This is a genomic window from Sphingomonas sp. EC-HK361 (assembly GCF_902498785.1).
Lineage (GTDB): Bacteria > Pseudomonadota > Alphaproteobacteria > Sphingomonadales > Sphingomonadaceae > Sphingomonas.
Genome location: NZ_LR701493.1, coordinates 563,809 through 590,290, shown reverse-complemented (window position 1 = coordinate 590,290; position 26,482 = coordinate 563,809). Strand labels below are relative to the sequence as shown.

Here is a 26,482-nt window from a genome sequence, read left to right as displayed (position 1 = left end):
CTAGAAACCGGAAATGCAGGCCCTGATCGTCGCAGCCGGCTATGGCAGCCGGCTGCGATCGGTGTCGCCCTCCAAGCCGCTCACCGATGTCGCCGGCACGCCGCTCATCGCGCGCGTGATAAACGCCGCGCGCGCCGGGGGTGCGACCGGCTTCGTGGTGGTGACGGGGCATGAAGGCGCGCGGCTGGAGGCGTTCCTCCACGCGTTCGATCCCGCGATCCGCTGCGTCGCGACACCCGACTGGAGCCTCGCCAACGGCCATTCGGTGCTGACCGGCGCCGACGCGATCGGTTCAGACCCGCACCTCTTGATGATGGCGGATCATCTCTTCGATCCGGCGATCGTCGCGGCCGCCATCGCCGCGCCCGATGCACCGCTGACGCTCGCGATCGACCGCCGCCTCGACAATCCGCTGGTCGACATGGACGACGTCACGCGGGTCCGGACGCGTGCGGGCGCGATCGTCGCGATCGGCAAGCATCTGCCCGATTACGACGCGTTCGACTGCGGCGTGTTCAAGGTCGATGGCCGTTTTCATGACGCGCTGCGCGCTTCGATCGCCGCTGGGGGCCCCGGCTCGATCTCGGCCGGCGTCGAAGCGCTGGCAAGCCTTGGCGGCGCGCGCACCGTCGATATCGGCGATGCCTGGTGGCTCGACGTCGATGACCCCAGGGCGCTCGCCCAGGCCGAGGCCGCGCTCGGCTGAACGATTGCACGCCGCGGGGCCAGCGCGTATCGACGGAGCCATACCCGATCCTCGAAAGGCCCGTCGATGCGTGAAGCCGCAATCATTTCCACCGCCCGCACCGCGATCGGCAAGGCGTATCGCGGCGCGTTCAACGCGACCGAGGCGCCGGTGCTGGCCGGTCATGTGATGAACGCCGCGGTGGAACGCGCGGGGATCGATCCGGCACGCATCGACGACGTGTTCTGGGGCGTCGGCAACCAGTGGGGGACGCAAGGCGGCAATGCCGGGCGCATGGCGATCTTCGCGGGCGCGCTGCCGCATTCGGTGCCGGCCTTCACGCTCGACCGGAAATGCGGCTCCGGGCTGACCGCGGTCGCGCTCGCCGCACGCTCGATCATCGCGGGCGATATCGATGTGGGGCTCGCCGGCGGGATGGAGTCGATCAGCTTCACCGTCACGAAGGACGCGCCGCGCTACGTCAACCAAAGCGTCACCGCGAATGTGCCCGCCGCCTACATCCCGATGATCGAGACGGCCGAGATCGTCGCCGAGCGCTATGGCATCAGCCGCGCGGCGCAGGACGCCTATGCCGCGGCGAGCCAGCAGCGCGCCGCCGCCGGCGTGGCGAACGGCGCCTTTTCCGAAGAGATCGTGCCGATCACCGTCGACAAGGCGATCTTCGACAGGGACGGCAACCGCACCGGCAGCGAAACCGTGACGATCGCGCAGGACGAGGGCATCCGCGCCGGCACGACCGCCGAAGCGCTTGCCGGGCTGAAGACGGTGTGGCCCGGCGGCGACTTCACCGGCGCCGGCAGCAACATCACCGCCGGCAACGCCTCGCAGCTTTCCGACGGCGCCGCCGCGCAGATCGTCATGGACCGCGCGACTGCCGTGGCGGAGGGCAAGGATATCCTGGGCATCTATCGCGGTTTCCAGGCGGCAGGGTGCGAGCCGGACGAGATGGGGATCGGCCCGGTCTTCGCGATCCCGAAGCTCCTCGACCGCGCCGGGCTGTCGGTCGCCGATATCGGGCTGTGGGAGTTGAACGAGGCATTCGCGTCGCAGTGCCTCTATTGCCGCGATCACCTCGGCATCGATCCGGAGAAATATAACGTCAACGGCGGCGCGATCGCGGTCGGGCACCCGTTCGGGATGACCGGCAGCCGGCTGGTCGGCCATGCGCTGATCGAGGGACGCAAGCGCGGGGTGCGCTATGTCGTGGTATCGATGTGCACCGCCGGCGGCATGGGCGCAGCGGGGCTGTTCGAGTTGGCTTGAGCGTTTCCAAAGGCTTCTCGACTTCGCTCGAAGCGAACGGATGTGGTGCGCAATTCCCCGTTCGTTTCGAGCGAAGTCGAGAAACAGGAGTAGGCACATCATGGCGACACTCATCACCGGCGCATCGGCAGGACTTGGCGAGGGCTTCGCGCGGGCGCTCGCGGCCGAGAAGTGCGACCTGCTCCTGACCGCGCGGCGCACCGATCGACTGGAAGCGCTCGCGCAAGAGTTACGGGATCGGCACGGCGTCACGGTCCACGTCTTCGCCGCAGACCTTGCAGCGGCCGATGCGCCGGCCGGATTGATCGCCGACATCACGGCTGCGGGGCTGACGATCGACACGCTCATCAACAATGCCGGCTTCGGCGGGCGCGGCGCGTTCGCCGAGATGCCGCTTGAGACGCAGCTCGGCCAGATCGACGTCAACTGCCGCGCGCTCGTCGCGCTCAGCCACGCCGTCCTCCCGGCAATGATCGCGGCGGGACGCGGCGGCATCCTCAACGTCGCCTCCACCGCCGCTTTCCAGCCGGGACCGTGGATGGCCGTCTATTACGCGACCAAGGCGTTTGTTCTAAGCTTCTCCGAAGCATTGCACGAAGAGGTGAAGGGCAACGGCATCCACGTCTCCGCGCTGTGCCCGGGACCAACCCGCACCGAATTCGCCGACGTCGCCGGGATGGGCGACAGCGACCTGTTCAAGCGCTTCGCGAGCGGCCCGGACACCGTCGTTCGCGACGGCTTGAAGGCGCTCGCCGCCAACCGCGCGGTCAAGGTCTCTGGCGCGATGAATGCGGCGATGGCGGGTTCGATCCGCTTCACCCCCCGCGCGCTGGCGCGGCGGATCGCCGGATCGCTCCAGAAAGCGCGCAGCTGAGCGTCAGTCGGCGAAGAGCAGCACCGGCGTCTCGAGGAAGCGCTTGAGCGCCTGAACATAGCTTGCCGCGTCCCAGCCATCGACGACGCGGTGGTCGCAGCTGATCGACAGGTTCATGCATTTGGCGCGGCGGATGTCGTCTCCGTCGAAAACCGGCCGCTCGACGATCTTGTTCGGGCCGATGATCGCGACCTCCGGACGGTTGATGACCGGCGTGGTCGCGATGCCGCCGAGCGGGCCGAGCGAGGTGACGGTGATCGTGCCGCCGCCCATCTCGCTGGGGGCGAGCTTGTTCGCGCGCGCGGCCTCCGCAAGCCGGGTGATCTCGGTCGCGAGTTGCCAGACGTTCCTGTCCTGCGCGTCGCGGATGACCGGCACGGTCAGCCCTGCATCGGTCTGCGTCGCCATCCCGAGATGGACGCGACCAGAACGCGTCACCACGCCCGCCTCGTCGTCGTAGCGCGCGTTGAGCATCGGGAACTCGGGCAGCGTGCGGCAGATCGCGACGATCAGCAGCGGCAGCATGGTGAGCTTGGGACGGCCGCCGCGATTGGCGTTGAGATCGGCGCGCATCGCCTCCAGCGCGGTGACGTCGATCTCGTCGACATAGGTGAAATGCGGGATATTGCGCTTCGATGCCGCCATGTTCTCGGCGATGCGACGGCGCATGCCGATGACCTTGACAGCCTCGTCCTCGCGGGCGCGCGATGCGTGGGGGGCGTGGTAGCCTTGGCCGGTGCCATAGCGGAGGAAGGCGTCGAGATCGGCGTGGCGGATGCGGTCGCCGTCCGACACCTTTACCTGCGCAAGGTCGACGCCGAGGTCTTGCGCGCGGGCGCGGACGGCGGGGGAGGCCAACACTGAGTGGGTTGAATGGTCGCGCGCTTCACCCGCATTGTGCTCCCGCGCAGGCGGGAGCCCAGGGTCGCCAGCGGTGCGCTCCGGGCACTGGGCTCCCGCCTGCGCGGGAGCACGGGCGGGCTGCGACGCGGACGTTTCCGCCAAGTCCTCGACCCCAGGATTCTCCGCTTCATACTGCTCGGCGACCTCTTCCTGCGCCTCGCTGGCAGGCACCGCCCTCAGTTCGGTCTCGACCGGCCCCAACGCCGGCGCTTCCTCCGCCGACACATCGCCCTCGGTCTCGATCACCACCAGCGCCGCGCCGATCGCGACCTGATCGCCGACTTCGCCGGCCAGCTCGATCACCGTGCCCGACACCGGCGATTCCATCTCGACGGTCGCCTTGTCGGTCATCATGTCGGCGATCTGCTGGTCTTCCTCGACGCGGTCGCCGACCGCGACATGCCATGCGACGATCTCGGCCTCGGAAATGCCTTCGCCGATGTCCGGCAGCTTGAAGGTGAAGCGGGCCATTATGCGTCCTTCATGATCTTCTTGAGCGCCTCGCCGATGCGGACGGGGCCGGGGAAATACGCCCATTCGAGGCTGTGCGGATAGGGCGTGTCGAAGCCGGTGACGCGCTCGATCGGCGCCTCGAGGTGATAGAAGCACCGCTCCTGGACCAGCGCCGACAGTTCGGAGCCGAAGCCAGAGGTGCGCGTCGCCTCGTGGACGATCATGCAGCGGCCGGTCTTCTTTACCGACGCCTCGATCGTATCGATGTCGAGCGGCACCAGCGTGCGCAGGTCGACGATCTCGGCATCGACGCCGGTGTCGGCGACGACCTGCTGGCAGACATGCACCATCGTGCCATAGGCGAGGATCGTCAGCGCCTCGCCTTCGCGCACGACCTTCGCCTTGCCGAGCTCGATCTTGTAATAGCCGGTCGGCACCTCGCCCGCGGGATGCTTCGACCAGTTTTCCGCCGGGCGGTCCCAATGGCCGTTGAACGGGCCGTTGTAGATGCGCTTGGGCTCGAAGAAGATCGTCGGATCATTGTCCTCGATCGCGGCGATCAGCAGGCCCTTGGCATCATAGGGGGTCGAGGGAATCACCGTCTTCACCCCCGAGATGTGCGTGAAGATGCCCTCGGGGCTCTGGCTGTGCGTCTGGCCGCCGAAGATGCCGCCGCCGAACGGCGAGCGCACCGTGATCGGCGAGGTAAACTCGCCCGCCGAGCGATAGCGCAGCCGCGCGGCCTCGCTGACAAGCTGGTCGAGCGCGGGGTAGATGTAGTCGGCGAACTGGATCTCGGGGACCGGTCGCAGGCCGTAAGCCCCCATACCGACCGCGACGCCGACGATGCCGCATTCGGTGATCGGCGTATCGAACACACGGGTCTTGCCGTATTTCGCCTGCAACCCCGCGGTCGCGCGGAAGACGCCGCCGAAATAGCCGACATCCTCCCCCATCACGATGACATCCGGATCGCGCGCCATCATGACGTCCATCGCGGAATTGATCGCCTGGATCATGTTCATGCGGGTGGTGGTGGCGGCTTCGGCGGTGTGATCCATCAGGTCAGTCATATCGCAATCCGAAGTTGTGCTCCCGCGAAAGCGGGAGCCCAGGCTGGATCCCCGCCTTCGCGGGGATACAATGATGGGCGGGAACGCTCACTTCCGATCCCACGGGCGACCGCTTGCCGCTTCTTCCGCCATCATCTGCGCCTGCTGCTCGCGCAAATGCCACGGCATCTCCTCGAACACGCCGTCGAACAGGGTGTCGAGCGGCTGGTGCAGGCCGTGGCCGAGGATGCCGTTCTTCTCGGCCTCCTTCTGCGCCACCTTCACCTCCTCGGCGAGTTCCTTGTCCTGCGCGGCGTGGCGGTCCTCGTCCCACTCGCCGAGCGCGATCAGATGCGCCTTCAGCCGCGCGATCGGGTCGCCGAGCGGCCAGGCGGTCGCCTCGCCGGCCGAGCGATACTGGCCGGGATCGTCCGAGGTCGAGTGGCCTTCGGCGCGGTAGGTGAAGTGCTCGATCAGCGTCGGGCCCTGATTGGTGCGCGCGCGCTCGGCCGCCCACTGGGTCGCCGCATAGACGGCGAGCGCATCGTTGCCGTCCACCCGCAGCCCGGCGATGCCGTAGCCGACCGCGCGCGCCGCGAAGGTCGTCGCCTCGGCGCCCGCAAAGCCCGAAAAGCTGGAGATCGCCCACTGGTTGTTGACGACGTTCAGGATCACCGGCGCGCGGTAGACGCTGGCGAAGGTGCACGCCGAGTGGAAATCGCCCTCCGCGGTCGAGCCCTCGCCGCACCACACCGCCGAAATCCGCGTGTCGCCCTTCGCCGCGGAAGCCATCGCCCAGCCCACCGCCTGCGGATATTGCGTCGCGAGGTTGCCGGAGATCGAGAAGAAGCCGGCTTCCTTCACCGAATACATGATCGGCAGCTGCTTGCCTTGGAGCCGATCGGCGCTGTTCGAATAGATCTGGTTCATCATGTCGACGAGGCTCCAGCCCCGCGCGATCAGCAGCCCCTGCTGTCGGTAGGAGGGGAAGCACATGTCCTCGTAATCGAGCGCATGGGCCGCCGCGACCGCGACCGCCTCCTCGCCGGTGCACTTCATGTAGAAACTGGTCTTGCCCTGCCGCTGCGCGCGGAACATGCGTTCGTCGAACGCGCGGACGAGCGCCATGCTGCGCAGCATGCGGCGCATCATGTCGGGCGAGAGCTTCGGGTCCCACGCGCCGCCGGCGGTGCCGTCGAGATCGAGGACGCGGACGAGGCCGTAGGCGAGATCGGGAAACTCCGACGCCTGCGCCGCGGTGTCGGGGCGGCGGGCGGCATCGACCGCGGGCACGTCGACCCCGACGAAATCGACCGCGTCGCCGGGCCGGAACTTGGGTTCCGGTACGTGCAGCGCCAGCGGCGGCAAGTTGGTGCGGCGCGTATCGCTCGCCATGACCTCTCCAATATTCGGTTCCGGCATTCGGGAACGCGTAGCATCCGCTTTCGGAGCCTTGTTATATAATTTCAAGCGGTGTGTGGGGTGGCGCGGCGCAACACATGCGGCGCGCCGGTCCGTCCGCGCGACCGACTTGTGCGCACAGCCGCCAATCAGTGCCGCGCGGGTGATTCGCCCAGGTAAAGCTGGATCGCCCGGACGACGCCGTTGGTCCAGCCGAAGCCGTCCTGCGTCGGATATTCTCCGCCGCCGCCGGGGCGGCTTTCCTCGACATCATATTTCTCGAGCAGCTTGCCGCTCGCCTGATATTCACGCTCGACCGTGGCGAGGAAGCGCGTGGCGGCGCGGCGCGCCAGATCGTCGCGGCCGGCGCGGCGCAGGCCCGCGATCGTCACCCATTGCAGCGGCGCCCAGCCATTGGGGCGATCCCATTGCTGGCCGGTCACGACCAGCGAGGTCCGCACGCCGCCCGGGGCGATCAGGCGGCGCCCGATCGTCTCGGCGGCAGCCTTGGCGTGCGCTGTCGAGGCGAGGCCGGTGAAGAGCGGATAGGCGCTGGCAGCGGTGAGGCCGGGGCGAAGAGTCCGCCGCTTCGTATCGAAATCGCCGTAGCGCGCGCCTTTCGCGTCCCACAGCCAGCGCTCCACCGCCTTCGCGCGCGTCACCGCGAGCGTATCAAACCGCGCGGCCGTGGAGGTGTCCCCCGCCTTACGGCTCATCGTGGCGATCGCGCGCTCCTGGCCATAGAGCAGCGCGTTGAGATCGGCGGGCACGATGTGCGGCGTGTCGATCGTGGCGAGGCGCCGGCCGTCAGCGAACCAGCGTGACGAGAAGTCCCATCCGCTCTCCGCCCCGGCGCGCAACGCGTTCTGCACCTCGGCGACCGGTCGGCTGGAACCGCGCGCTGTCTCCACATCCTCGCGCCAACTCTCATCGCGCGGGGTCGAGCGCGCATCGCCGTAATGCGCAAGTGCGCTGCCGTCGGGCAGCCGCGTGGTGCGCGCGGCGCTCGTCCAGAATTCATGCTCGCGCTTCAGCGCCGCAAGGCGCCTCGCCTTCACCGCCGGATCATTGGTGCGCGACAGGCCCATCATCAGGTAGAGAAAGGGCGGCTGCGAGCGGCTGACATAATAGGTCCGCGCGCCGTTGGGGACGTGGCCATAGCGCTCGACGAGGCTGACGAAATCGTCGATCATCCCTTCGATCAAATCCTGCCGACCGTCGGCTTGCAGGCCCAGCATCGTGAAATAGCTGTCCCAGTAATAGATTTCGCGAAAGCGCCCGCCGGGGACGACAAAGGGCCGCGGGAGCGCGAGCGCCGACGAGCCAGGCTCGGCGCGGATCGCTGCGCGGGTCAGGACCGGCCACAATGCACGGATATGATCGGCGATCGGCGGACGGGCAGCGCTGGGTTGCGGGGCCGTCAGGATGCCGGGCACCGCGAAATTGGCGAGCACGAACGCCTTCAGCGCGGCATCGTCCATCGGCGCGTGCTTGCGGTAGTCCGCGACGATCGCCTGCGCCGGCCGCTTTGCCACCGCGTCGACGAAGGTCTTCCCGTCGGGAAAGATGCGGCGCATCTGCACCGCCTCGAACAACGGACCATAGAGATCGGCAGGCGTCGCGACCGCGGGTGCGGTGTCTCGCGCGCCGACCGGCGTCGCGAGCGGCGCGGCGGCGAGCGCGACCGCGATCCACCGGACGCCGATGCGCCTCATTCGACGGTCTGTTCGATCACCCCGAAGATCGGGTGATGCCTGTCGTCCTCCGCCCAGATGCGGACGGTATCCCCCTTCTTCAGGAACGGCGTGACGGGTTTGCCGCCAGCGATCGTCTCGACGGTGCGGACCTCGGCGAGGCAGGAATAGCCCACGCCCCCCTCCGCGATCGGCTTGCCGGGGCCGCCATCCGCATCGCGGTTGGAGACGGTGCCCGAGCCGACGATCGTCCCGGCGCCCAGCTTGCGGGTCTTGGCGGCGTGGGCCACGAGCGTGCCGAAATCGAACGTCATGTCCTCAGCCGCCTCGGCGCGGCCGAAGGGTTCGCCGTTCAGGTCGACCATCAGCTTCCGTTGCAGCTTGCCGTCCTGCCACCACTCGCCGAGCGTATCGGGGGTAACGAAGACCGGCGAAAACGCGCTCGCCGGCTTCGACTGGAAGAAGCCGAACCCCTTGCCCAGCTCGCCCGGGATGAGGTTGCGCAAGGACACGTCGTTGGTCAGCCCGACGAGGCGGATCGCGGCGAGTGCCTCATCCCGCGTCGCGCCGAGCGGCACGTCGCCGGTCACCACGACCACCTCGGCTTCCAGATCGCAGCCCCACGCTTCGTCGGCGAGCGGAATCGCGTCGCGCGGGCCGAGGAAGCCGTCCGATCCGCCCTGATACATCAGCGGATCGTGCCAGAAGCTGTCGGGCATCTCCGCCCCCCGCGCCTGCCGGACGAGCGCGACATGGTTCACATAGGCCGAGCCGTCCGCCCATTGATAGGCGCGCGGCAGCGGCGAGGCGGCGTCATGCTCGTGAAAGCGCTCCTTGGGGATCATGCCGTGATCGAGATCGGTCGCGAGGTTGCGCAAATCGCCCTCGTACCGGTCCCAGTCGTCGAGCGCGGCCTGCAGCGTCGCGACGATGTGGCCCGCATCGGCATACCAGGCGAGATCGTTCGACACGACGACGAGACGCCCGTCGCGCCCCTGCTTCAGGCTGGCCAGTTTCATGCACGTCTCTCCTTTGCGTCACCCTTAGGCGGGGCGACGCCGCGAAGTCGAGAGGCGGCGCGTCTCAGGGCAGGCGGAAGACGATGGCTCGCCGGCTGCCCGCACAGGCGACCGACCCCGTCGGCCGGAAGCTGCTGGTGAACCGCGCATCCCGGATGATCCCGGTCGCCGCCTCGTCGAAGACGAACGGCGGGTAAGCGACGATCGCGCGCGGTGCGATCGTGCTGCCGTCGGCCGCGACATCGAATTCGGTCTTCACCCAGCCCTCGAACCCCATCCGCACCGCCTCCATCGGATAGTCGCTGGAGCTGGCCCCCGATCGACGCATCGCCGGGGTCAGCCCGATCATCGCGCATTGCTCCGCGTTCAGCCCGGTGCGATCGAAGACGGCGCGCGCCCCCGGCAGGTCGCCCTTCGCGGCCAGCAGGTTCGCCTCCTGCAGCATCGCGTTCACCTTCAACGGGTGGCGCTGCGGCAATCCCGGCGAATCGATCACCGCATCGAGAAGCGTCTGCGCGTCGGCCGGCGGCGCCTCGCGATAGTCCGGTCGCGCGATGAGCAGCCGCAGCGTGCCCGCGCTCAACGGATCGGCGGCGACATCCGGCTGCGCGAGGAGCGCGCGCATGCCCGCGCGCATCCCCTTGGCGCTATCGGCATCGATCCGCGCCCTGGTCATCGCGAGATAGGTCCGCACCGGCACCGGCGCCTTCATCGCAGCGGCAAGGTCGACAGCGCGCGCCGCCAGGGGCGCGCGCTGGTCCCCCTTCAGAACCGCATTGTCGACGAGCGCCGCGATTGCCTGCAGCGTCGCCGCGCGATTGCCCGCGGCGGTCGCGCGGTCGAGCGCGGCGCGCTGGACCGGCAGCGCGCTCGCTTCGGACAGGTCCGCCCATGCCGGTTCGCCCGCGCCTGCCTCGCGCAACCAGTCGCCGAAGGCCTGTTTGAGCGGCGCGTCGATCGACGGGCGGTCGCCGGTCTTCGCGCACCGCATCTCGACCCGCGTCGCATAGCGGAACAGCGCCGGCACCTTCGCGGCATCCTCCGCCCGCCACGACCAGCCCGCGACCGCGCGCGCGAAGGCGAGCGCGACCTGCCGGTTGCCCGGCGTGTAGATCGGCGTGACGGCGGTAACGTGGCCGTCCTCCGCCAGCGAAAACTCGACGATTGCCATATCGTCGGGCTTCAGCCCGGTATCGGCGCCGCACACGGGCGCGTCCATCGATACCGCCTGCCCGAACGGCCCGTCCTTCATCCGCCCCGCGCCGGTGTAGGCGAGATATTCGCGCGCCGCGTCCTTGTCTCCGTTCTGCAGGGCGGCGATCGCAAGATCGGACCGGGTCGCGATGTCGGCAAGCCCGACTCGCGTGCCAAGCCCGCCCTGTTTCTTCAAACTGTCCTTTAGCGTGTCATACGCGTCCTTCTTGCGCCCTTCGTTCAGCAGGACGCGGGCATATTGCGTCTGGACGGTCGCGATGTCCTTCTTCGTATAGCCCGGCACGGTCGTGACGAGCGTGCGCGCCTCCTCCGCCTCGGCGAGCGCGCGGCCGTCATGATCGAACATCCGCAGCCGCGACAGCGCCAGCAACGGCCGCATCCGCGCGGCACCGGTCGACAGCTTCAGCGCGGTCTCATACTCGGTCGCCGCCGCGGCATAGTCGAAGCGCAGCTGCGCCGCCGCCGCCAGCCCGAGGCGCGCGTCGCGCACGTCGCCGGCGAAGTCCGCGCCCCTGGCTTCCAGCGCCGGCAAGCCGCGGCGGATCGCCGCCTCGCCCTCGTTGGAACGGTCGGTGCCGATCAGGCAATTGCCCTTGCGCACCGCGATCGCCGCGCCGACCAGCGGACTGCGCCTTGCCGCGCCCGTCGTCTCGATCGCTTCGAACTGCTTGACCGCATCACTGCAATTGCCGGCCTCCGCCGCAGCGCTCGCCGCGTCGAAGCGCTGCTGGAGCGTCATCGGCGCGCCTGTTGCCGGCGCGGGAGCCGCTTGACCGGCGGCCAGCATGACGAGCAAGATCGCGACCATATCATCCCCCAGTTTCTACCCGGTTTTCAGCAGCGAAAGATCACGGGACGCGCATGGTGTCGAGAGGTTTTTTGGCGAAGATTGCGCGACTTGGCGCAGGGTTCGGCGCCGTCGCCGTTCTCGCCCCGGCCGCTGCCGACGCGCCGCTTCGCTATCCCCCCGCGACGATCGTGATGTTCGTCGCCGGCTGGTGCGCGCCGTGCCATGGCGAGATTGCGCGGCTGGACGACATTACCGCTGCGGCGCGGCCGTTCGCGGTCGGCGTGACCGTGCTCGACGAGTCCGCCGCCGGACGCGCGATGATGCGGGCCGTGCCGCGCGACCAGCTGCTCATGTTCCCGCCAGAAAAACGCCGCCAGATCGAGGCACGACTGTTCCGCGACAGCGCCGGACTCCCCTACAGCATCGCCATCGACGAAAGCGGGCGCGTCTGCGCGGACCGGCGCGACGGACTCGACGCCGCAAAGGCGCGCGCGATGGTCGCGGCCTGCCGCAACGGGCGGACAAGCCCGCCATAACTTTTGTTACTTGACGCTTCCAACGATCGCTCTCACGCTTGCTGCAACGTCAAATGAGAGGATGCCCATGTCGCTCGACACCCTGCCCGGCCGCTTTGCGTATAACGAGGATCACGAGGCGTTTCGTCAGACGGTGCGCAGCTTTCTGCAGAAGGAAGGCGTGCCCAACGTGACCGCATGGGAGGAGCAGCGTCTCGTCCCCAAGGATTTCTGGCGCAAGGCGGGCGAGGTCGGGATGCTGTGCCCGACGGTGCCGGAGGCCTATGGCGGGCTGGGTCTCGACTTCGGCTACAACGCGATCGTCGATGAGGAGATGAGCTATAACGGCGTCCCCGCCGGCTTCTCGCTCCAGTCCGACATCGTCTGCGACTATATCGTCCATTACGGGTCGGAGGAGCAGAAGCAGGAGTGGCTGCCGAAGCTCGTGTCGGGCGAGACGATCACCGCGATCGCAATGACCGAGCCGGGCACCGGCAGCGACCTCCAGGCGATCCGCACGTCCGCGAAGAAGGACGGCAACCACTATGTCGTCAACGGTTCGAAGACCTACATCACCAACGGGCAGAATGCCGATCTGGTGCTGGTCGTCGCCAAGACCGATCCCGAGGCCAAGCCGGCGTATAAGGGCATGTCGATCATCCTGATCGAAAGCGACCGCGAGGGGTTCAAGCGCGGGCGCAAGCTCGACAAGATCGGGCAGGACGCGGCCGATACGTCGGAATTGTTCTTCGAAGACGTGCGCGTGCCGATCACCAATTGCCTGGGCGAGGAGGGCAAGGGCTTCATCTACCTGATGAGCCAGTTGCCGCAGGAACGGCTGTCGATCGCGGTCGGCACGCAGGCGTCGGCGCAGAAGGCGTTCGACGAGACGGTCGCCTTCACCAAGGAAAGGAAGGCGTTCGCCGGAATGGTCTTCGACTTCCAGAACACGCGTTTCGTCCTCGCCGATCTCAAATCGAAACTGCAGGTCGGCTGGGCGCATCTCGACTGGGCCATCCAGCGGCATCTGAAGAGGGAACTGACCAACGAGGAGGGTGCGGCCGCGAAGCTGTGGCATACCGAGCTGCAATGGGAGGTGATGGACAAGTGCCTCCAGCTCCACGGAGGAGCGGGGTATATGAACGAGTATCCGATCGCACGGAGCTGGCGCGCGGCGCGGGTGAGCCGGATCTATGGCGGGACGAACGAGATCATGAAGGAGGTTATTGGCCGCAAGCTGTAGGCGCGACGACGTTCGCGCCGATCGCGCGGGAGCGCGAACAGCTTGCGCGGCCGGCGGACGGGCCTCGCCCGATCCGGCCGACGGCCCCTTCGGCTGCCTGCAAGGCAGGCGCTCAGGACATGCTTTGCCGGCTGGCAAACCTCGACAATCCTCCCCTCCAAGGGGAGGCGGCGCGCGCAGCGCGGCGGAGGGGTGTCACCCTCTCGATAGCGGATACCCCTCCACCAGCCTGCGGCTGGTCCCCCTCCCCTTGCAGGGGAGGATTTTGCGGGCGGCGCGCCTCACGCTATCCTCCCGGAATGCCCGCGCCCTCGATCACCTACACCACCACCCTCGCGGACGAAGGCGCCATCCCCGTCCCGTTCGACCAGCGCGCGCTGTTCGGCAAAGCGCGTCCGCCGGTGGTCGTGACGATCAACGGCCACAGCTATCGCAGCACGATCGCGATCATGAACGGTGCGACCTTCGTGCCGCTGCGCCGATCGAACCGCGAGGCCGCGAGCGTGGCCGCCAGCGACACAATCGAAGTCACGCTCACCCTCGACACCGCCCCGCGCGCGGTCGAGGCGCCGGCGCCGCTGGCCGAGGCCCTCGCCGCGGCGGCACTGCGCGCGCGGTGGGATGCGCTCAGCGTCACCCAGCGACGCGAAGATGCGGAAAGCGTCACCGGCGCCAGGCGCGACGAAACCCGCGAGCGCCGGATCGCCGCGATCGTCGCACGGGTCGCGGGACAATCCTGATCGATCCCACTCGGTTCGTCGCAAGTCATCGAACCGTCACGAACCCCTAACCCCGCATTTACCAGCCATGCGCCACGCCACCCCCGCAACGGGAGCGCAATGATGGGTCGCGGCAATATCGGGTGGACCGACAGGGCGGAGGGCGAACGCGTGATCGCGAGCGATGCGATCATCGATCGCACCGCCATCGCAAACGGCGTACCGTTGCTCGACGCCGCCAAGATCTTCCGCGCCCAGCCGCACCTGCGCATGCTCGCGGTGCTCGATGCGGGCAGCCGGCCGGTAGGGGCGATCTACGAGCGCGACATCCGCGACATCCTGTTCAGCCCTTATGGCTATGCGCTGCTGTATAACCGGAGCCTCGCGATCGGGCTCGACCGGCATGTTCTGGCGTGCACCGCGGTCGAACTCGGCACGCGCGTCGGCGATGCGCTCGATGCTTGGGCGGCCGGCGGGACCGAGGGGCTGGTCGTCACGCGCGGCGGACAGTTCGAGGGGGTCATCGATCAGGTCACGCTGCTGAAGCTCGCCGCCGAGCGCGACGCCGCGATCAGCCGGGAGAATGCCGCACGCGCCGACCGTATCGATGCAGCCAGCCGCGCCTTCGAGGAAAGCGTCCGCGATCTCACCGCCGGGCTGGCCGACGCATCGCGGCGAGTCGAGGCGACATCGTCGCGAATGGGGCTTCGCGCAGGCCAGATCAGCGAACGAATCGCCGCAGTCGCCGCCGCGACGACGCAGGCCTCCGCGAATATGGGGGAGATTGCGGATCAGGGCCAGCGCCTTGCCGGTTCGCTCGGCGACGTCGAGCAGCGCATGGTCGAGGCGCAGGGCGCGACGCGGACAGCGGTTCAGCAGGCGCATGACGGCGCCTATCAGGTCACGCAACTCAGCGACGCCGCCGACACGATCGGCGACGTGACCGCCTTGATCGACGACATCGCGCAGCGCACGACGATGCTCGCGCTCAACGCCTCGATCGAGGCTGCGCGCGCCGGTGATGCCGGGCGCGGCTTCGCGGTGGTCGCGGATGCTGTGAAGGCTTTGGCCGGGCAGACCCGGCGCGCGGCCGCCGGTATCGGCGGGCATATCGACCGCATCCGCGCGGCGACCGAACAGGTTTCGACCGGCCACGCCGGCGTGTCGGACGCGGTGCGCGCGGTCGAGACCTTGTCGGACAGCGTGATGGGCGCGATCCGCGAACAGGGTGCCGCGGGGCGGACGATCAGTCGCAACGTTGCCGATGCCGGACGCGCCGCCGATCATGTCGGGGAGAACGTCACCGATATCCTGGCGAGCGCGCGCAGTGCGGGGGCCGATGCGGGCGAGATGGGCGGCCTGGCCCGCGCGCTCGCTGACAAGGCCGATACGCTCGACCGGCACCTTGGCGCGTTTCTGGGAGCGCTGGCCGCGGCGTGAGGACCTGATCGACCTAAGCCCCTTCCGTTTGTCTCGAGTAGGGATCGAGCTTGTCGAGAGCCCGTATCGAGAGACTCGGACGCGGGGCAGACCTCTCGATACGCCGTCTCGACAGGCTCGACGGCTACTCGAGGCGAACGGAAGAGAAACCAGACGTCAGGCACATTTCGATGGCCTCACCCCGCCAGCAGCGCCCTCACCTTCGCCGCCAGCGCTTCCATTGCGAACGGCTTCGTCACCAGCGACATGTTGGGCGCGAGCTGGCCGTTGCCGATCACCGCATTCTCGGCATAGCCGGTGATGAACAGCACCTTCAGATCGGGGGTGCGCGTCAGCGCCGCGTCGGCGACCTGACGGCCGTTCATCTGCCCGGGCAGCCCGACATCTGTGATGAGCAGATCGATCTTCGCCCCGGTCTGCAGGATGCGCATCGCCGCCGCGCCGTCGGCCGCCTCGAACGCGGTATAGCCCAGTTCGTCAAGCACCTCGATCACCAGCATCCGGATCGTCGGCTCGTCATCGACCACCAGCACCGTACGCGATCCGTCGGCTTGGGGTGCATCATCTAGCGAACGGGTAGCCGGCGCCTCCTCGTCAAGCTCGCCGTAATGGCGCGGGAGGTAGATGCACAGCGTCGTGCCCTCGCCTATCTCGGTGTAGATGCGCACCTGCCCGCCGGACTGGCGCGCGAAACCATAGATCATCGACAGGCCGAGCCCGGTGCCCTCGCCGAGCGGCTTGGTGGTGTAGAAGGGATCGAAGGCGCGCGCCTGCACCTCGGGCGTCATGCCGGTGCCGGTATCGGTGACGCACAGCGACAGATACTGCCCCGGCTCCAGGTCGCGCTCGCGCCCGGTGCGTTCGTCGAGCCATTTGTTGGCGGTCTCGATCGTGATCCGACCGCCATCGGGCATCGCGTCGCGCGCGTTGATGCACAGGTTGAGGAGCGCATTCTCGAGCTGGTTGGGATCGACCATCGCGCCCCACGCCCCCGCCGCGCCGACCACCTCGACCTCGATCCCGGGGCCGACGGTGCGGCGGATCATGTCCTCCATCCCCGCGATCAGGCGGTTGACGTCGGTCGGCCGCGGATCGAGCGTCTGGCGGCGCGAGAAGGCAAGGAGCCGGTGGGTGAGCGCCGCCGCGCGCCGCGTCGCCCCTTGCGCGGCCGTGACATATTTGTCGAGCTCGGCGATGCGCCCCTGCCCGATCCGCACCTGCATCATCTCGATCGCGCCCGAGATGCCGGTCAGCAGGTTGTTGAAGTCGTGCGCCAGTCCGCCGGTTAGCTGGCCCACGGCTTCCATCTTCTGCGCCTGGCGCAGATGCTCCTCGGCGATCAGCAGGTCGCGGGTGCGCTCCTCGACCTGTTGTTCGAGCGAGGCGTTGAGCGTCGCAAGCTCCTGCTCGACGCGGCGCCGCTCGGTCGCGTCGCGGGTGCGCTCGGCGAGTTCGCGCATGAAGGCGACCTCGTCGTCGGTCCAGGTGCGCGGCACGGCGTGGTTGACGAAGATGAGCGCGACGAAACCGCCCTGTTCGGTGACGGGCATGTTGATGAACGAATGCGCGGTGATCGCCTTCAGCGCGTCGGCGGTGTCGCGGGTTCGGGGGTCGGAATCCGCATTCGTCACGGCGACGGTTTCGCCGCGTTTCAGATCGTCGATATACGTGCCGTAATCGCGAAAGTGCAGCGTGCCGGCGATGCTGATGACGCCGGGCGCGCGCCAGTCGCGATCGATGAGGATCGTTTCGGTCGCCCGGTCGATCAGCCCGTAGCCGGCACGGCTGACCTCCAGCGTGCGGCCGAGAATTTCCGACGCGGCATAGGCGAGGTCGGCGGCATCGCCGGGCTGGCGCAGCGCATCGTTGAGCGCGACGATCGCGGCAAGCCGCCGCTCGGTCCATTTGCGCGCATCGATATCGAAGCTGATGCCGGGGAACCGCGTCGGCGTGCCGTCCGCGGCATAGTGGCACCGGCCCTGCGCCATCACCCAGTGCGATCGCCCCTCATGGCCGATCAGGCGATATTCGGTCTCGAACGCCGCACCGGTCCGAATCGCGGCGTCGACCTCGCGCTGAACACGCGCAACATCGTCCGGATGAATGCCGGCGAAGAAGGTCGCGATCGACGCGCCCGCCCGCGCGACCTCCGCATCGACGCCGTAGAGCCGCGCGAAATTGGCATCCGCGGTCACGATGTCCGCGGCGACATCCCAGTCCCAGGTCCCGACGCTCGCCAGATGCGCCACGGTGGTGACCGCGTCGCCGCGCGAAGTTTCGTCGTCCATACCGTCAGTTATACCCCGAGCCCCTGCCAAGGTGCAAATGGCTGATGATCCCGAATGTTGCATGATCGCCGATCAAAAGCGCGCCCCGAATCACCTCGCCTTGACTTTTTGCGGTGCACAACGCACATCACGCAACAATCGAGGCGTCATGCAGCGTGATCGCCCTGGCTTTTACCAGGGTCGGCTCCGTCTCGGTCGTTAAGCCAGGCTTCCCAAGTCACGCGGGGTGTCAGTTTCCCCCGCCCCGGTTGCGTCCGATGACGCGGCTGGCGGCCTGCATATGGACTTTCTCTTCATGTCGTTCGCTCATCTCGGCCTTGCCGAGCCTCTCGTCCGCGCCATCGAGGCCAAGGGCTATACCCAGCCCACGCCGATCCAGCGCGATTCCATTCCCCAGCTGCTCGAAGGCCGCGACCTGCTCGGCATCGCGCAGACCGGCACCGGCAAGACCGCGGCGTTCGTGCTGCCGTCGATCCAGCGTCTCGTCGCCGCGCAGAAGCGCGTGCTGCCGACGCATTGCCGCATGCTCGTCCTCGCCCCCACGCGCGAGCTCGCGAGCCAGATCGCCGACAGCGCGCGCGGCTACGGCCAGTTCAGCCGGATGTCGGTCGCGACCGTTTTCGGCGGGGTCAGCATCAACAAGAACCGGCAGGACCTCTCGCGCGGCGTCGACATCCTCGTCGCGACCCCGGGCCGCCTCATCGATCTCGTCGAGCAGGGGCTGTGCAACCTGTCGATGGTCGAGATTCTCGTCCTCGACGAAGCCGACCAGATGATGGACCTCGGCTTCATCCACGCGCTCAGGAAGATCGTGCGGATGGTGCCGCGCAAGCGCCAGACGCTGTTCTTCTCGGCAACCATGCCCGCCGCGATCCGCGAGCTGGCGGGTCAGTTCCTGACCGATCCCGCGACCGTCTCGATCAAGCCGGCCGCGACGACCGCGGAGCGCGTCGACCAGCAGGTGACCTTCGTCAACCAGAGCGAGAAGCAGGCGTTGCTCACCATTCTGCTGGGCGACGCGAGCATCGACCGTGCGCTCGTCTTCACCCGCACCAAGCACGGCGCCGACCGCGTCGTGAAACTGCTGGCGGGCAACGGCATCGCCGCGAACGCGATCCACGGCAACAAGAGTCAGCCGCAGCGCGAGCGCGCGCTTGGCCTGTTCAAATCGGGTCAGGTGCCGATCCTCGTCGCGACCGATATCGCCGCGCGCGGGATCGACGTGTCGGGGGTCAGCCATGTGTTCAACTTCGAGCTGCCCAACGTGCCGGAGCAATATGTCCACCGCATCGGCCGCACCGCGCGTGCGGGCGCCAGCGGGCAGGCGATCAGTTTCTGCGCGGATGACGAGAAGCCGTATCTGCGCGATATCGAGCGCACGACGCGCCAGAAGGTGCCGGTTACCCCGCTACCCGAGGACTTCATGCGTCAGGCGGAAGCGATCAAGCACGCCCGTGTGAAGGCGATCGGTGCCGACCCCGCCCCGCGCGAGGATCGCCCGCGCCAGCAGCGCGGCCCAGCACGTCCGCGCGCGACGCATGCGCCGACCGCGACCAACGGCCGCAACTATGCCAACGCCAGCCCCGGCGGTCGGGGTGGCGCTGGCGGCGGTCAGCGCGGCGGCAACCGCGGCCGTGGTCGCGGCGGCCAGCGCAGCGGCGGCGCGTCGGCGGGACGGTAATCCGCAAAAAATGTACCCCCGCGAAGGCGGGGGTCCAGTCTGGGTTCCCGCCTTCGCGGGAACACATTACCCCCTAACCTTCAACCACTCGCTTTCCGGCGCGCGGGCGCTGCGCGTCCGGTTGGCGGGCTCGCTTTCGTCCTCAAACCCGATCGCGACCCCGCAAAAGAGCATCCGCTCCGCCGGCGTGCCGAGAAACCCCTCGACCGTCGCCGGATACATCGCCCAGCATTCCTGCGGGCAGGTCGCCAGCCCCGCCTCGACTGCAAGCAGCATGAGGTTCTGCAGATACATGCCGAGGTCAGCCCATTGCGGCGGCCCCATCCGCCGGTCGACGGTGCAGAAATAGGCCGCGGGGGCACCAAAGAACTGGAAGTTGCGCGCGAACCACGCGCGCCGCGCCGCCTTGTCCTCGCGCGGGATGCCGAGATGGCCGTACAGCTCCTCCCCCACGCCGAAGATGCGATCCTTGTGGATGCGCTCCATTGCGCGCGGATAGATGTCGTAGCCCGGCGCTTCCGTCTCGCCCCGCGCCAGCTTGCCCGCCATCTGCTGCTTCAGGTCCGCCATCGCGGACCCGTGGACGATATCGATATGCCAGGGCTGGATATTACCCCCGGTCGCGGCGCGCGCGGCCTTGCGCGCGATCGTGACGAGCACGTCCTCGGCCACCGGCGTGTCGAGATACCCCCTGACCGATCGCCGCGCCGCGATCGCCGCACTCACCTCCATCCGCGCCACCTTCCCGCTTGCCGTTCGCGTCAATTCACGCCACAGATGCGGCAATAACATCAGTTATGGAGAGTCGGAAATGGCCGAGGCCTATATCGTCGAAGCCGTGCGCACCGCCGGCGGGCGCCGCGGCGGGCGGCTTGCCGGCTGGCACCCCGTCGACATGGCGGGCGCCGTTCTCGACGCGGTCGTCGATCGGTCCGGCATCCCTCCGGAAGCGGTCGACGACGTCATCATGGGCTGTGTGAGCCAGGGCGGCGAGCAGTCGTTCCAGGTCGGGCGTAACGCCGTCCTCGCCTCGAAACTTCCCGAAAGCGTGCCGGCGGTGACGATCGATCGTCAGTGCGGATCGTCGCAGCAGGCGATCCAGTTTGCAGCCCAAGCCGTCATGTCGGGCACGCAGGACGTGGTGATCGCGGCGGGCGTCGAGAGCATGACACGGGTGCCGATGGGATCGACCGGCGCGCTGTTCGCCAAGGAAGGCCTCGGCAGGTCGAAGTCGCCCAGGGTCGAGGACCGCTATCCCGGCATCCAGTTCAGCCAGTTCATGGGCGCGGAAATGATCGCGAAGAAGTTCGGCTTCTCGCGCGCCGATCTCGACGCGTTCGCGCTGGAAAGCCACCGGAAAGCCGCCGCCGCGACCGAGCGCGGCGACTTCGCCGACGAGATCGTCGCGCTGGATGTCGAGACGCCCGACGGCCCCGCGACCCACGACCGCGACGAAGGCATCCGCGCGGACTCGACGATGGAATCGATCGGTTCGGTGAAGCTGCTGAGCGAGGACGGCGTCGTCACCGCCGCGTCGGCGAGCCAGATCTGCGACGGCGCGAGTGCGGTGCTGATCGTCAGCGAAAAGGCGCTGAAGGATTACAACCTCAAGCCGCTGGCGAAGATCAGGACGCTGACCGTGAGTGCCGGCGATCCCGTCGTGATGCTGGAAGAGCCGCTCTACGCGACCGACAAGGCGCTGAAGAAGGCGGGGCTGACGATCGACGATATCGACCTGTTCGAAGTGAACGAGGCCTTCGCACCCGTCCCGCTCGCATGGTTGAAGCACACCGGCGCCGACCCCCAGAAACTCAACGTCAACGGCGGCGCGATCGCGCTCGGCCATCCGCTCGGCGCGAGCGGCACGAAGCTGATGGCGACGCTGGTCCACGCGCTGCGCAAGCGTGGGGGGAAATACGGCTTGCAGACGATGTGCGAGGGCGGCGGCATCGCGAACGTCACGATCATCGAGAATTGCGACGCTTGACTATGTGTGCTCCCGCGAAGGCGGGAGCACAGTCTGGGTCCCCGCCTTCGCGGGGACACAAGGAGAGGATTGAGGATGAAGCTAGACCAAACCACCGCCGCCGTCGTCACCGGGGGCGCTTCCGGCCTCGGCGAAGCCACCGCACGCGCGCTTGCGGCCAAGGGCGTGAAAGTCGCGATCTTCGACCTGCAAACCGAGAAGGGTGAAAAGGTCGCGAGCGAGATCGGCGGCGTCTTCTGCGAAGTGAACGTGACCACGGACGAGAGCGTCGACGCGGGCTTCGCCAAGGCGCGCGCCGCGCACGGGCAGGAATCGATCCTCGTCTGCTGCGCGGGGACCGGCAACGCGATGAAGACCGCGAGCCGTTCGAAGGAAGACGGCAGCATCAAGCATTTCAGCCTCGACGCGTTCAATTGGCTCATCCAGATCAACCTCGTCGGCACCTTCCGCTGCGTCGCGAAGTCCGCTGCTGGCATGCTGACGCTCGACGCGGGCGAGGACGGCGAGCGCGGCGCGATCGTGATGACCGCCAGCGTCGCCGCGGAGGACGGGCAGATGGGCCAGGCGGCCTATTCAGCGTCCAAGGGCGGCGTCGTCGGCATGACCCTGCCGATCGCGCGCGACCTGATGAGCGAAGGCATCCGCGTGAACACCATCCTGCCCGGCATCTTCAACACGCCGCTGATGCAGGGCGCGCCGCAGCAGGTGAAGGACAATCTGGCGGCATCGGTGCCGTTCCCCAAACGGCTCGGCAATCCGGCGGAATATGCCGGCCTCGCGCTGACGATGATCGAGAACGGCTATTTCAACGGCGAGGATGTGCGATTGGACGGGGCGATCAGGATGGCGCCGCGGTGACGCGCAACGGAGCCGCGCGCACGCTGCGCGCGGACTCCCGCAAGCGTGGCCGGCGGAGCCGAAGGCCTCGTCCGACGCCCCCCCACAGCAACCTAACGCGTCATCACGATCTCGCTCCACAGCCCGTTGTCGATGAAGGTGCGGTACTTGTCATATTCCGCCACCGCCGCCTTGCCGTCGGCCTCGCTGAACTTCGCGAATGCTTCCTGCTGCATCATTTCGTCGCGCGCCTTGTCGGGATTGAGCATCGCCGCGCTGGTCAGGTGGGTCTGGATTAGAACGTTGGGAGAGCCCTTGTTGTAGCCGGTTCGGACGAGGAACTTGTAGGAATCGATGACTCCGTGCGCCTTCAGCACCTCGAAATTGGGGATCTGCGATTTCCTCAAGCCTGTCAGATAATCGTCGACGTGATTGGGGTCGACTTCGACCGCGTTGATTCGCCACAGCCCCTTTTGCGGGGTATAGTCCTGATATTCCTTCGCAAAGGCGATGGAACCCGCCAGACCTATCGTCGCACAGATGCCGATTGTAACTTTCCGGACCATGATGATTTCCTCATTGCCTGAGAAGACGGCAATGAGCGCGCGTTACAGTCCCCGATCAAGCTGACCTTCGTAGGTAAGCCGCCGATGCTTTGGCAGATAAATGCTGGCGCGATAACAAGTTAAAGAAGGCGCGCCACCGAAACCCGTAATTTCGGTCAGACGTTTCTAGTCTTCGAACATAGCCGCCCGCTTCGCCATGTTGGCGGCGACGGCTTCCATCATGTTGGTCTTGCCGATGACCGTCATCTGCTCGTCGGTTTCCGCCACCAGCATCGACCGCGGGTCGGCGTCGTGCGCCATGTTGCACAGCCGCTTCGCGCCGCGGATCGCATGCGGGCTGCGCGCCGCGATCTCGCGTGCCAGCGCCATCGCCGCCGCATGCGGATCATCGGCGACGCGCGTGACAAAACCGTGGCCGAGCGCCTCGTCGGCATCGAACTCACGGGCGGTGTAGATGAGCTCGCGCAGCACGTCGTCGCGCACCAGCGTGCGCCACAACGGAAAACCCGCCATGTCGGGAACCAGCCCCCAATGCACTTCGCGGATGGCGAAGCGCGTGCCGGGCGCGACGATGCGGATGTCGGCCCCCGCCATGATCTGGAAGCCGCCGCCGAACGCGACGCCGTGCACCGCCGCGATCACCGGCATCGGCAATTGTCGCCACCCCCAGGTCACGTGCTGCGGCAGGATCGACCCTTGCGCATTGCGCGCGCGTCCCGTGCCCGATCCGCCCGCCGCCATGCTCGCCATATCGAGTCCCGCGCAGAACGCGCGCCCCTCGCCCGACAGCACGACGCAGCGCACATCGGCGCGGCCATGCAAGGCATCGATCGCCGCCCCGATGGCCTCGAACATCGCGGGGTCGAGCGCGTTCATCTTGTCGGCCCGCGTCAGCCGCACATCGGCGATGGCATCGGTCACGGTCGTCGTCACACGGGCGGTATCGGTCATCGGCGTGTCTCCTGCGCGCCACGCTAGGCGATCGGCGCAGGCGCGACAATTGTTGCGCCGCCCCGCCGGCGCGCTACAGCCCGCGCCATGGCTTTCGACATCCGCGCCTTTGCCGCCATGCGCTTCGGCGGACATGGCAACCGGCTTGGGATCGCCTTTCACGACGCGAGCGACGACTGGGTCGAGATGGCGCTGCCCTACCGCACCGACATGATCGGCGATCCGGCGAGCGGCGTCATCGCCTCCGGGCCGATCGTCGCGCTCATGGATATCGCGACGAGCATGGCAGTGTGGATGCGCGCCGGGCGATTCGTGGCGCACGCGACGCTCGATCTCAGGGTCGATTATCTGCGCGGCGCGAAACCGGGCCACACCGTCATCGGGCGCGGCGAATGCTACCGGATCACCCGGTCGGTCGCCTTCATTCGCGGCCAGGCGCATGACGGCGACCCCGACGACCCGATCGCGCACGTCGCCGGCACCTTCATGGCGCCGGAGGGCTATCCATGACGCTGCCGCCCTATGCCGATCTGCTCGGCGCGACGATCGGGGAAAATGAGGACGGCGTTCCCGTGCTGGTTATGCCCTTCGACGACGCGGTCATGGGGCGGCCCGGCTTCGTTCAGGGCGGCGCGATCGCGGGGCTGCTCGAGGTCGCCGCGATCGCTGCGCTCCAGCAGGCACTCGAGGCTGAGGGAGGCGGCCGGATCAAGCCGATCAACGTCACCGTCGACTATATGCGCGGCGGCCGCGACAAGCCGACGCGGGCGCGCGGCATCGTCACCCGGCTGGGCAACCGCATCGCCAATGTCGAAGCGGTCGCGTGGCAGGACGAGCGCGACCGGCCGATCGCGGCCGCGCGGATGAACTATCTGATCGCGCGCGACTGAAAACGCCTCGCAACTGAAACCGCCCGTGAGCTCGCCTGTTGTCGCGGGTGAACCAGGAGGACAGGCGATGGCCGAGGCACAGATCTACAAGGACCTGAAGGCGGATCACGACAAGCAGCGCGCGATGCTGGAGGAACTCGCGGGGCTGCAGGGCGATACGAAGAAGCGCCGCGACCTTTTCGAGAAATTCCGGCTCGAAGTGCAGAGCCACGCCGCAGCGGAAGAGGAATCGCTCTACGCGACGATGCTCGGCGAGCCCGATCTTCGCGACGAAGCGCGCCATTCGGTCTCCGAGCACAAGGAGATCGACGACCTGATGGGCGAGATGATGGATCTCGACTTCGGATCGGACGAGTGGAACGCGAAGTTCTTCCACATGCGCCACCGCTACGAGCATCACATCGACGAGGAGGAGGAAGAGATGTTTCCCGCCGCCGCGAAGGAACTCGATGCCGAGACGGAGATCGAGATGGCGGAAACCTATGAGGAGCGGAAGCCCGAGGAGTTGAAGCTCGCGAAGGCCAACCCGCCGGGTGGCGACGAGCGCGACTGACGGACGCCCATGCACCGCGTCGCCCTCGCCACGCCCGACGATTTCGACGGCTGGCGCGACGCCGCCCGCGCGCTGGCCGACCAAGGCGTGCCCCCGGAAGACGTGGTGTGGCAGGTAGGCGACGCGGCAGACGACCTGTTTGGGGAAGCAGCGGCGCCCGCGCCAGCCTCGGAGCCGTCCGGCTTTTCCGTGCCCCGCGCCTTCATCGACCTCACTCGCAGCGCCGCGCTGTCGAGCGATCCCGAACGCTTCGCCCTGCTCTACACGCTGCTGACCCGGCTTCGCCAGCAGCCCAAACTCATCGAGGATCAGGCCGACCCGCTCGTCCGGCGCGTCGATCGGCTGGCCAAGGACGTACGGCGCGACATCCACAAGATGCGCGCCTTCCTGCGCTTCCGCGAGGTCGCCGAGGAGGGCGGCAGTCGCTTCGTCGCGTGGTTCGAGCCTGATCATCATATCGTGCGGGCCAATGCGAAGTTCTTCATCGATCGCTTCGCGTCGATGCAATGGTCAATCCTGACCCCCGAGGTCTCGCTCCACTGGGACTGCGCGACGCTCACCGAGGGGCCGGGCGCGGAGAAGGGCGACGCCCCCGATGGCGATCCGGTCGAGGAAGTCTGGAAGACCTATTACGCGAGCATCTTCAATCCCGCCCGCGTGAAGATCGGCGCGATGCTGAAGGAAATGCCGCGCAAATACTGGAAGAACATGCCCGAGACCGCGCTCGTCCCCGCGCTGATCGCCGGCGCACAGGCACGGGAGGTCGGAATGATCGAGAAGGCACGCACCGAGGTCGGCGGCAACAGCGACGCGGCATGGGCGGCGCTGCGCGACGAGGCGATGGCGTGCACCCGCTGCCTGCTCTACCGCCCCGCGACGCAGACGGTGTTCGGCGAAGGCCCGGTCGATGCCGCGCTGATGTTCGTCGGCGAGCAGCCGGGCGATCAGGAGGATCTGGCCGGGCGGCCGTTCGTGGGCCCGGCGGGGCAGGTCTTCGACCGCGCGCTCGCGCAGGCCGGCATCGACCGCGCGCGCACCTACGTCACCAACGCGGTGAAGCACTTCAAGTTCGAGCAGCGCGGCAAGCGGCGGATCCATTCGAAGCCCGACACCGGCGAGATTCAGGCCTGCCGCTGGTGGATCGAACAGGAGCGGATGATCGTCCGGCCCAAGGTGACGGTCGCGCTCGGCGCCACCGCGGCGCGCTCACTGTTCGGCAAGACGATGACGATCGGCCGCGAGCGCGGGCGGGCGATGCAACTGCCTGAGGGTGGCGAGGCGTGGATCACGGTGCACCCGAGCTATCTGCTGCGGCTTCCGGACGAAGCGCAGAAGGTCGAAGAGTTTGCGCGCTTCGTAGAAGATTTAAAGCTGGCGGCAGCGGCCGTGGCGAACTGAAAAAACGTCGTCATCCCTGCGAAGGCAGGGATCCATCTCTGGCC

The 26,482-nt window shown here is 67.8% G+C and carries 23 protein-coding genes and 1 pseudogene; 14 read left to right on the top strand and 10 right to left on the bottom strand.

Annotated features, from left to right (window positions below; genetic code table 11):
• Positions 1 to 13 precede the first annotated feature (13 nt).
• The 3 genes from BOS5A_RS04280 (at position 14) to BOS5A_RS04270 (ending at position 2,843) form a co-directional block, all read left to right on the top strand.
• Positions 14 to 706 carry a phosphocholine cytidylyltransferase family protein gene (locus BOS5A_RS04280; protein ID WP_151953953.1) on the top strand — a complete coding sequence of 231 codons (693 nt, stop codon included), beginning with the start codon at positions 14 to 16 and terminating at the stop codon, positions 704 to 706.
• A gap of 66 nt (positions 707 to 772) precedes the next feature.
• Positions 773 to 1,969 (top strand): acetyl-CoA C-acyltransferase, encoded by a 1,197-nt coding sequence (locus tag BOS5A_RS04275; protein WP_151953952.1) that lies wholly within the window; start codon positions 773 to 775, stop codon positions 1,967 to 1,969.
• A gap of 100 nt (positions 1,970 to 2,069) precedes the next feature.
• Complete coding sequence (locus BOS5A_RS04270; protein WP_151953951.1) at positions 2,070 to 2,843, top strand: SDR family NAD(P)-dependent oxidoreductase; 774 nt, start codon at positions 2,070 to 2,072, stop codon at positions 2,841 to 2,843.
• 3 nt (positions 2,844 to 2,846) lie between these two features.
• Here the strand turns inward: BOS5A_RS04270 and BOS5A_RS04265 are convergent, their stop codons facing one another.
• From BOS5A_RS04265 to BOS5A_RS04240, 6 genes are all read right to left on the bottom strand, one after another.
• Positions 2,847 to 4,217, bottom strand: coding sequence for a dihydrolipoamide acetyltransferase family protein (locus tag BOS5A_RS04265; protein WP_151953950.1), 1,371 nt, complete (start codon positions 4,215 to 4,217; stop codon positions 2,847 to 2,849).
• Complete coding sequence (locus BOS5A_RS04260) at positions 4,217 to 5,224, bottom strand: alpha-ketoacid dehydrogenase subunit beta (protein ID WP_151954500.1); 1,008 nt, start codon at positions 5,222 to 5,224, stop codon at positions 4,217 to 4,219. Before BOS5A_RS04260 ends, BOS5A_RS04265 begins: the two co-directional genes overlap by 1 nt.
• 135 nt (positions 5,225 to 5,359) lie before the next feature.
• Positions 5,360 to 6,646, bottom strand: coding sequence for a thiamine pyrophosphate-dependent enzyme (locus BOS5A_RS04255; RefSeq protein WP_151953949.1), 1,287 nt, complete (start codon positions 6,644 to 6,646; stop codon positions 5,360 to 5,362).
• Between the two features lie 155 nt (positions 6,647 to 6,801).
• Positions 6,802 to 8,367: an alpha,alpha-trehalase TreF gene (treF, locus tag BOS5A_RS04250; protein WP_151953948.1), complete on the bottom strand. Its 1,566-nt coding sequence runs from the start codon at positions 8,365 to 8,367 to the stop codon at positions 6,802 to 6,804.
• Positions 8,364 to 9,365: a fumarylacetoacetate hydrolase family protein gene (locus BOS5A_RS04245; RefSeq protein ID WP_151953947.1), complete on the bottom strand. Its 1,002-nt coding sequence runs from the start codon at positions 9,363 to 9,365 to the stop codon at positions 8,364 to 8,366. The genes treF and BOS5A_RS04245 overlap by 4 nt, the downstream gene beginning before the upstream one ends.
• 64 nt (positions 9,366 to 9,429) lie before the next feature.
• A complete protein-coding gene (locus BOS5A_RS04240) occupies positions 9,430 to 11,388 on the bottom strand; it encodes an energy transducer TonB (RefSeq protein ID WP_151953946.1) in 1,959 nt (652 codons plus the stop codon).
• 71 nt (positions 11,389 to 11,459) lie between these two features.
• Here BOS5A_RS04240 and BOS5A_RS04235 point away from each other — a divergent pair, with 71 nt between their 5' ends.
• The 4 genes from BOS5A_RS04235 (at position 11,460) to BOS5A_RS04220 (ending at position 15,287) form a co-directional block, all read left to right on the top strand.
• Positions 11,460 to 11,906, top strand: coding sequence for a TlpA family protein disulfide reductase (locus tag BOS5A_RS04235; RefSeq protein ID WP_151953945.1), 447 nt, complete (start codon positions 11,460 to 11,462; stop codon positions 11,904 to 11,906).
• A 67-nt stretch (positions 11,907 to 11,973) separates the two neighbouring features.
• Positions 11,974 to 13,128: an acyl-CoA dehydrogenase family protein gene (locus tag BOS5A_RS04230; protein ID WP_151953944.1), complete on the top strand. Its 1,155-nt coding sequence runs from the start codon at positions 11,974 to 11,976 to the stop codon at positions 13,126 to 13,128.
• A 299-nt stretch (positions 13,129 to 13,427) separates the two neighbouring features.
• Positions 13,428 to 13,868 (top strand): YdeI/OmpD-associated family protein, encoded by a 441-nt coding sequence (locus tag BOS5A_RS04225; RefSeq protein WP_199857194.1) that lies wholly within the window; start codon positions 13,428 to 13,430, stop codon positions 13,866 to 13,868.
• Between the two features lie 102 nt (positions 13,869 to 13,970).
• The gene (locus tag BOS5A_RS04220) at positions 13,971 to 15,287 is read left to right on the top strand and encodes a methyl-accepting chemotaxis protein (protein ID WP_199857193.1); all 1,317 of its coding nucleotides are present in this window, start codon (positions 13,971 to 13,973) and stop codon (positions 15,285 to 15,287) included.
• A 176-nt stretch (positions 15,288 to 15,463) separates the two neighbouring features.
• Here the strand turns inward: BOS5A_RS04220 and BOS5A_RS04215 are convergent.
• Positions 15,464 to 17,515 (bottom strand): annotated as a pseudogene (locus BOS5A_RS04215) (ATP-binding protein); the annotation flags it as partial.
• Between the two features lie 355 nt (positions 17,516 to 17,870).
• Between BOS5A_RS04215 and BOS5A_RS04210 the strand changes: the two are divergent.
• Positions 17,871 to 19,256, top strand: a complete 1,386-nt coding sequence (locus BOS5A_RS04210) for a DEAD/DEAH box helicase (protein ID WP_151954499.1) — start codon at positions 17,871 to 17,873, stop codon at positions 19,254 to 19,256.
• A gap of 66 nt (positions 19,257 to 19,322) precedes the next feature.
• Here the strand turns inward: BOS5A_RS04210 and BOS5A_RS04205 are convergent, their stop codons facing one another.
• Positions 19,323 to 19,988 carry a nitroreductase gene (locus tag BOS5A_RS04205; RefSeq protein ID WP_151953940.1) on the bottom strand — a complete coding sequence of 222 codons (666 nt, stop codon included), beginning with the start codon at positions 19,986 to 19,988 and terminating at the stop codon, positions 19,323 to 19,325.
• A 79-nt stretch (positions 19,989 to 20,067) separates the two neighbouring features.
• Between BOS5A_RS04205 and BOS5A_RS04200 the strand changes: the two genes are divergently transcribed.
• Both BOS5A_RS04200 and BOS5A_RS04195 read left to right on the top strand, forming a co-directional pair.
• Positions 20,068 to 21,243 (top strand): acetyl-CoA C-acetyltransferase, encoded by a 1,176-nt coding sequence (locus tag BOS5A_RS04200; protein ID WP_151953939.1) that lies wholly within the window; start codon positions 20,068 to 20,070, stop codon positions 21,241 to 21,243.
• A 75-nt stretch (positions 21,244 to 21,318) separates the two neighbouring features.
• The gene (locus tag BOS5A_RS04195) at positions 21,319 to 22,101 is read left to right on the top strand and encodes an SDR family NAD(P)-dependent oxidoreductase (RefSeq protein ID WP_151953938.1); all 783 of its coding nucleotides are present in this window, start codon (positions 21,319 to 21,321) and stop codon (positions 22,099 to 22,101) included.
• A gap of 92 nt (positions 22,102 to 22,193) precedes the next feature.
• Here the strand turns inward: BOS5A_RS04195 and BOS5A_RS04190 are convergent, their stop codons facing one another.
• Positions 22,194 to 22,646 carry a hypothetical protein gene (locus BOS5A_RS04190; protein ID WP_151953937.1) on the bottom strand — a complete coding sequence of 151 codons (453 nt, stop codon included), beginning with the start codon at positions 22,644 to 22,646 and terminating at the stop codon, positions 22,194 to 22,196.
• A gap of 165 nt (positions 22,647 to 22,811) precedes the next feature.
• Entirely contained in the window at positions 22,812 to 23,597 is a 786-nt protein-coding gene (locus BOS5A_RS04185; RefSeq protein WP_151953936.1) for a crotonase/enoyl-CoA hydratase family protein, read from the bottom strand.
• 87 nt (positions 23,598 to 23,684) lie between these two features.
• Between BOS5A_RS04185 and BOS5A_RS04180 the strand changes: the two genes are divergently transcribed.
• From BOS5A_RS04180 to BOS5A_RS04165, 4 genes are all read left to right on the top strand, one after another.
• Positions 23,685 to 24,107 carry a PaaI family thioesterase gene (locus BOS5A_RS04180; RefSeq protein WP_151953935.1) on the top strand — a complete coding sequence of 141 codons (423 nt, stop codon included), beginning with the start codon at positions 23,685 to 23,687 and terminating at the stop codon, positions 24,105 to 24,107.
• Complete coding sequence (locus BOS5A_RS04175) at positions 24,104 to 24,487, top strand: PaaI family thioesterase (RefSeq protein WP_151953934.1); 384 nt, start codon at positions 24,104 to 24,106, stop codon at positions 24,485 to 24,487. Before BOS5A_RS04180 ends, BOS5A_RS04175 begins: the two co-directional genes overlap by 4 nt.
• 67 nt (positions 24,488 to 24,554) lie before the next feature.
• On the top strand, positions 24,555 to 25,040 hold the full coding sequence (locus BOS5A_RS04170) for a hemerythrin domain-containing protein (RefSeq protein WP_151953933.1): 486 nt from the start codon (positions 24,555 to 24,557) through the stop codon (positions 25,038 to 25,040).
• Positions 25,041 to 25,049: 9 nt separating this feature from the next.
• A complete protein-coding gene (locus BOS5A_RS04165; RefSeq protein WP_151953932.1) occupies positions 25,050 to 26,438 on the top strand; it encodes a UdgX family uracil-DNA binding protein in 1,389 nt (462 codons plus the stop codon).
• The last annotated feature ends 44 nt before the right edge of the window (positions 26,439 to 26,482 follow it).

Excerpts from the sequence above, each read along its gene's own strand:
- BOS5A_RS04280 (WP_151953953.1), top strand. The coding sequence starts at position 14 with ATGCAGGCCCTGATCGTCGCAGCCGGCTATGGCAGCCGGCTGCGATCG.
- BOS5A_RS04275 (WP_151953952.1), top strand. The coding sequence starts at position 773 with ATGCGTGAAGCCGCAATCATTTCCACCGCCCGCACCGCGATCGGCAAG.
- BOS5A_RS04270 (WP_151953951.1), top strand. The coding sequence starts at position 2,070 with ATGGCGACACTCATCACCGGCGCATCGGCAGGACTTGGCGAGGGCTTC.
- BOS5A_RS04265 (WP_151953950.1), bottom strand. The coding sequence starts at position 4,217 with ATGGCCCGCTTCACCTTCAAGCTGCCGGACATCGGCGAAGGCATTTCC.
- BOS5A_RS04260 (WP_151954500.1), bottom strand. The coding sequence starts at position 5,224 with ATGAACATGATCCAGGCGATCAATTCCGCGATGGACGTCATGATGGCG.
- BOS5A_RS04255 (WP_151953949.1), bottom strand. The coding sequence starts at position 6,646 with ATGGCGAGCGATACGCGCCGCACCAACTTGCCGCCGCTGGCGCTGCAC.
- treF (WP_151953948.1), bottom strand. The coding sequence starts at position 8,367 with ATGAGGCGCATCGGCGTCCGGTGGATCGCGGTCGCGCTCGCCGCCGCG.
- BOS5A_RS04245 (WP_151953947.1), bottom strand. The coding sequence starts at position 9,365 with ATGAAACTGGCCAGCCTGAAGCAGGGGCGCGACGGGCGTCTCGTCGTC.
- BOS5A_RS04240 (WP_151953946.1), bottom strand. The coding sequence starts at position 11,388 with ATGGTCGCGATCTTGCTCGTCATGCTGGCCGCCGGTCAAGCGGCTCCC.
- BOS5A_RS04230 (WP_151953944.1), top strand. The coding sequence starts at position 11,974 with ATGTCGCTCGACACCCTGCCCGGCCGCTTTGCGTATAACGAGGATCAC.
- BOS5A_RS04225 (WP_199857194.1), top strand. The coding sequence starts at position 13,428 with ATGCCCGCGCCCTCGATCACCTACACCACCACCCTCGCGGACGAAGGC.
- BOS5A_RS04220 (WP_199857193.1), top strand. The coding sequence starts at position 13,971 with ATGGGTCGCGGCAATATCGGGTGGACCGACAGGGCGGAGGGCGAACGC.
- BOS5A_RS04210 (WP_151954499.1), top strand. The coding sequence starts at position 17,871 with ATGTCGTTCGCTCATCTCGGCCTTGCCGAGCCTCTCGTCCGCGCCATC.
- BOS5A_RS04205 (WP_151953940.1), bottom strand. The coding sequence starts at position 19,988 with ATGGAGGTGAGTGCGGCGATCGCGGCGCGGCGATCGGTCAGGGGGTAT.
- BOS5A_RS04200 (WP_151953939.1), top strand. The coding sequence starts at position 20,068 with ATGGCCGAGGCCTATATCGTCGAAGCCGTGCGCACCGCCGGCGGGCGC.
- BOS5A_RS04195 (WP_151953938.1), top strand. The coding sequence starts at position 21,319 with ATGAAGCTAGACCAAACCACCGCCGCCGTCGTCACCGGGGGCGCTTCC.
- BOS5A_RS04190 (WP_151953937.1), bottom strand. The coding sequence starts at position 22,646 with ATGGTCCGGAAAGTTACAATCGGCATCTGTGCGACGATAGGTCTGGCG.
- BOS5A_RS04185 (WP_151953936.1), bottom strand. The coding sequence starts at position 23,597 with ATGACCGATACCGCCCGTGTGACGACGACCGTGACCGATGCCATCGCC.
- BOS5A_RS04180 (WP_151953935.1), top strand. The coding sequence starts at position 23,685 with ATGGCTTTCGACATCCGCGCCTTTGCCGCCATGCGCTTCGGCGGACAT.
- BOS5A_RS04175 (WP_151953934.1), top strand. The coding sequence starts at position 24,104 with ATGACGCTGCCGCCCTATGCCGATCTGCTCGGCGCGACGATCGGGGAA.
- BOS5A_RS04170 (WP_151953933.1), top strand. The coding sequence starts at position 24,555 with ATGGCCGAGGCACAGATCTACAAGGACCTGAAGGCGGATCACGACAAG.
- BOS5A_RS04165 (WP_151953932.1), top strand. The coding sequence starts at position 25,050 with ATGCACCGCGTCGCCCTCGCCACGCCCGACGATTTCGACGGCTGGCGC.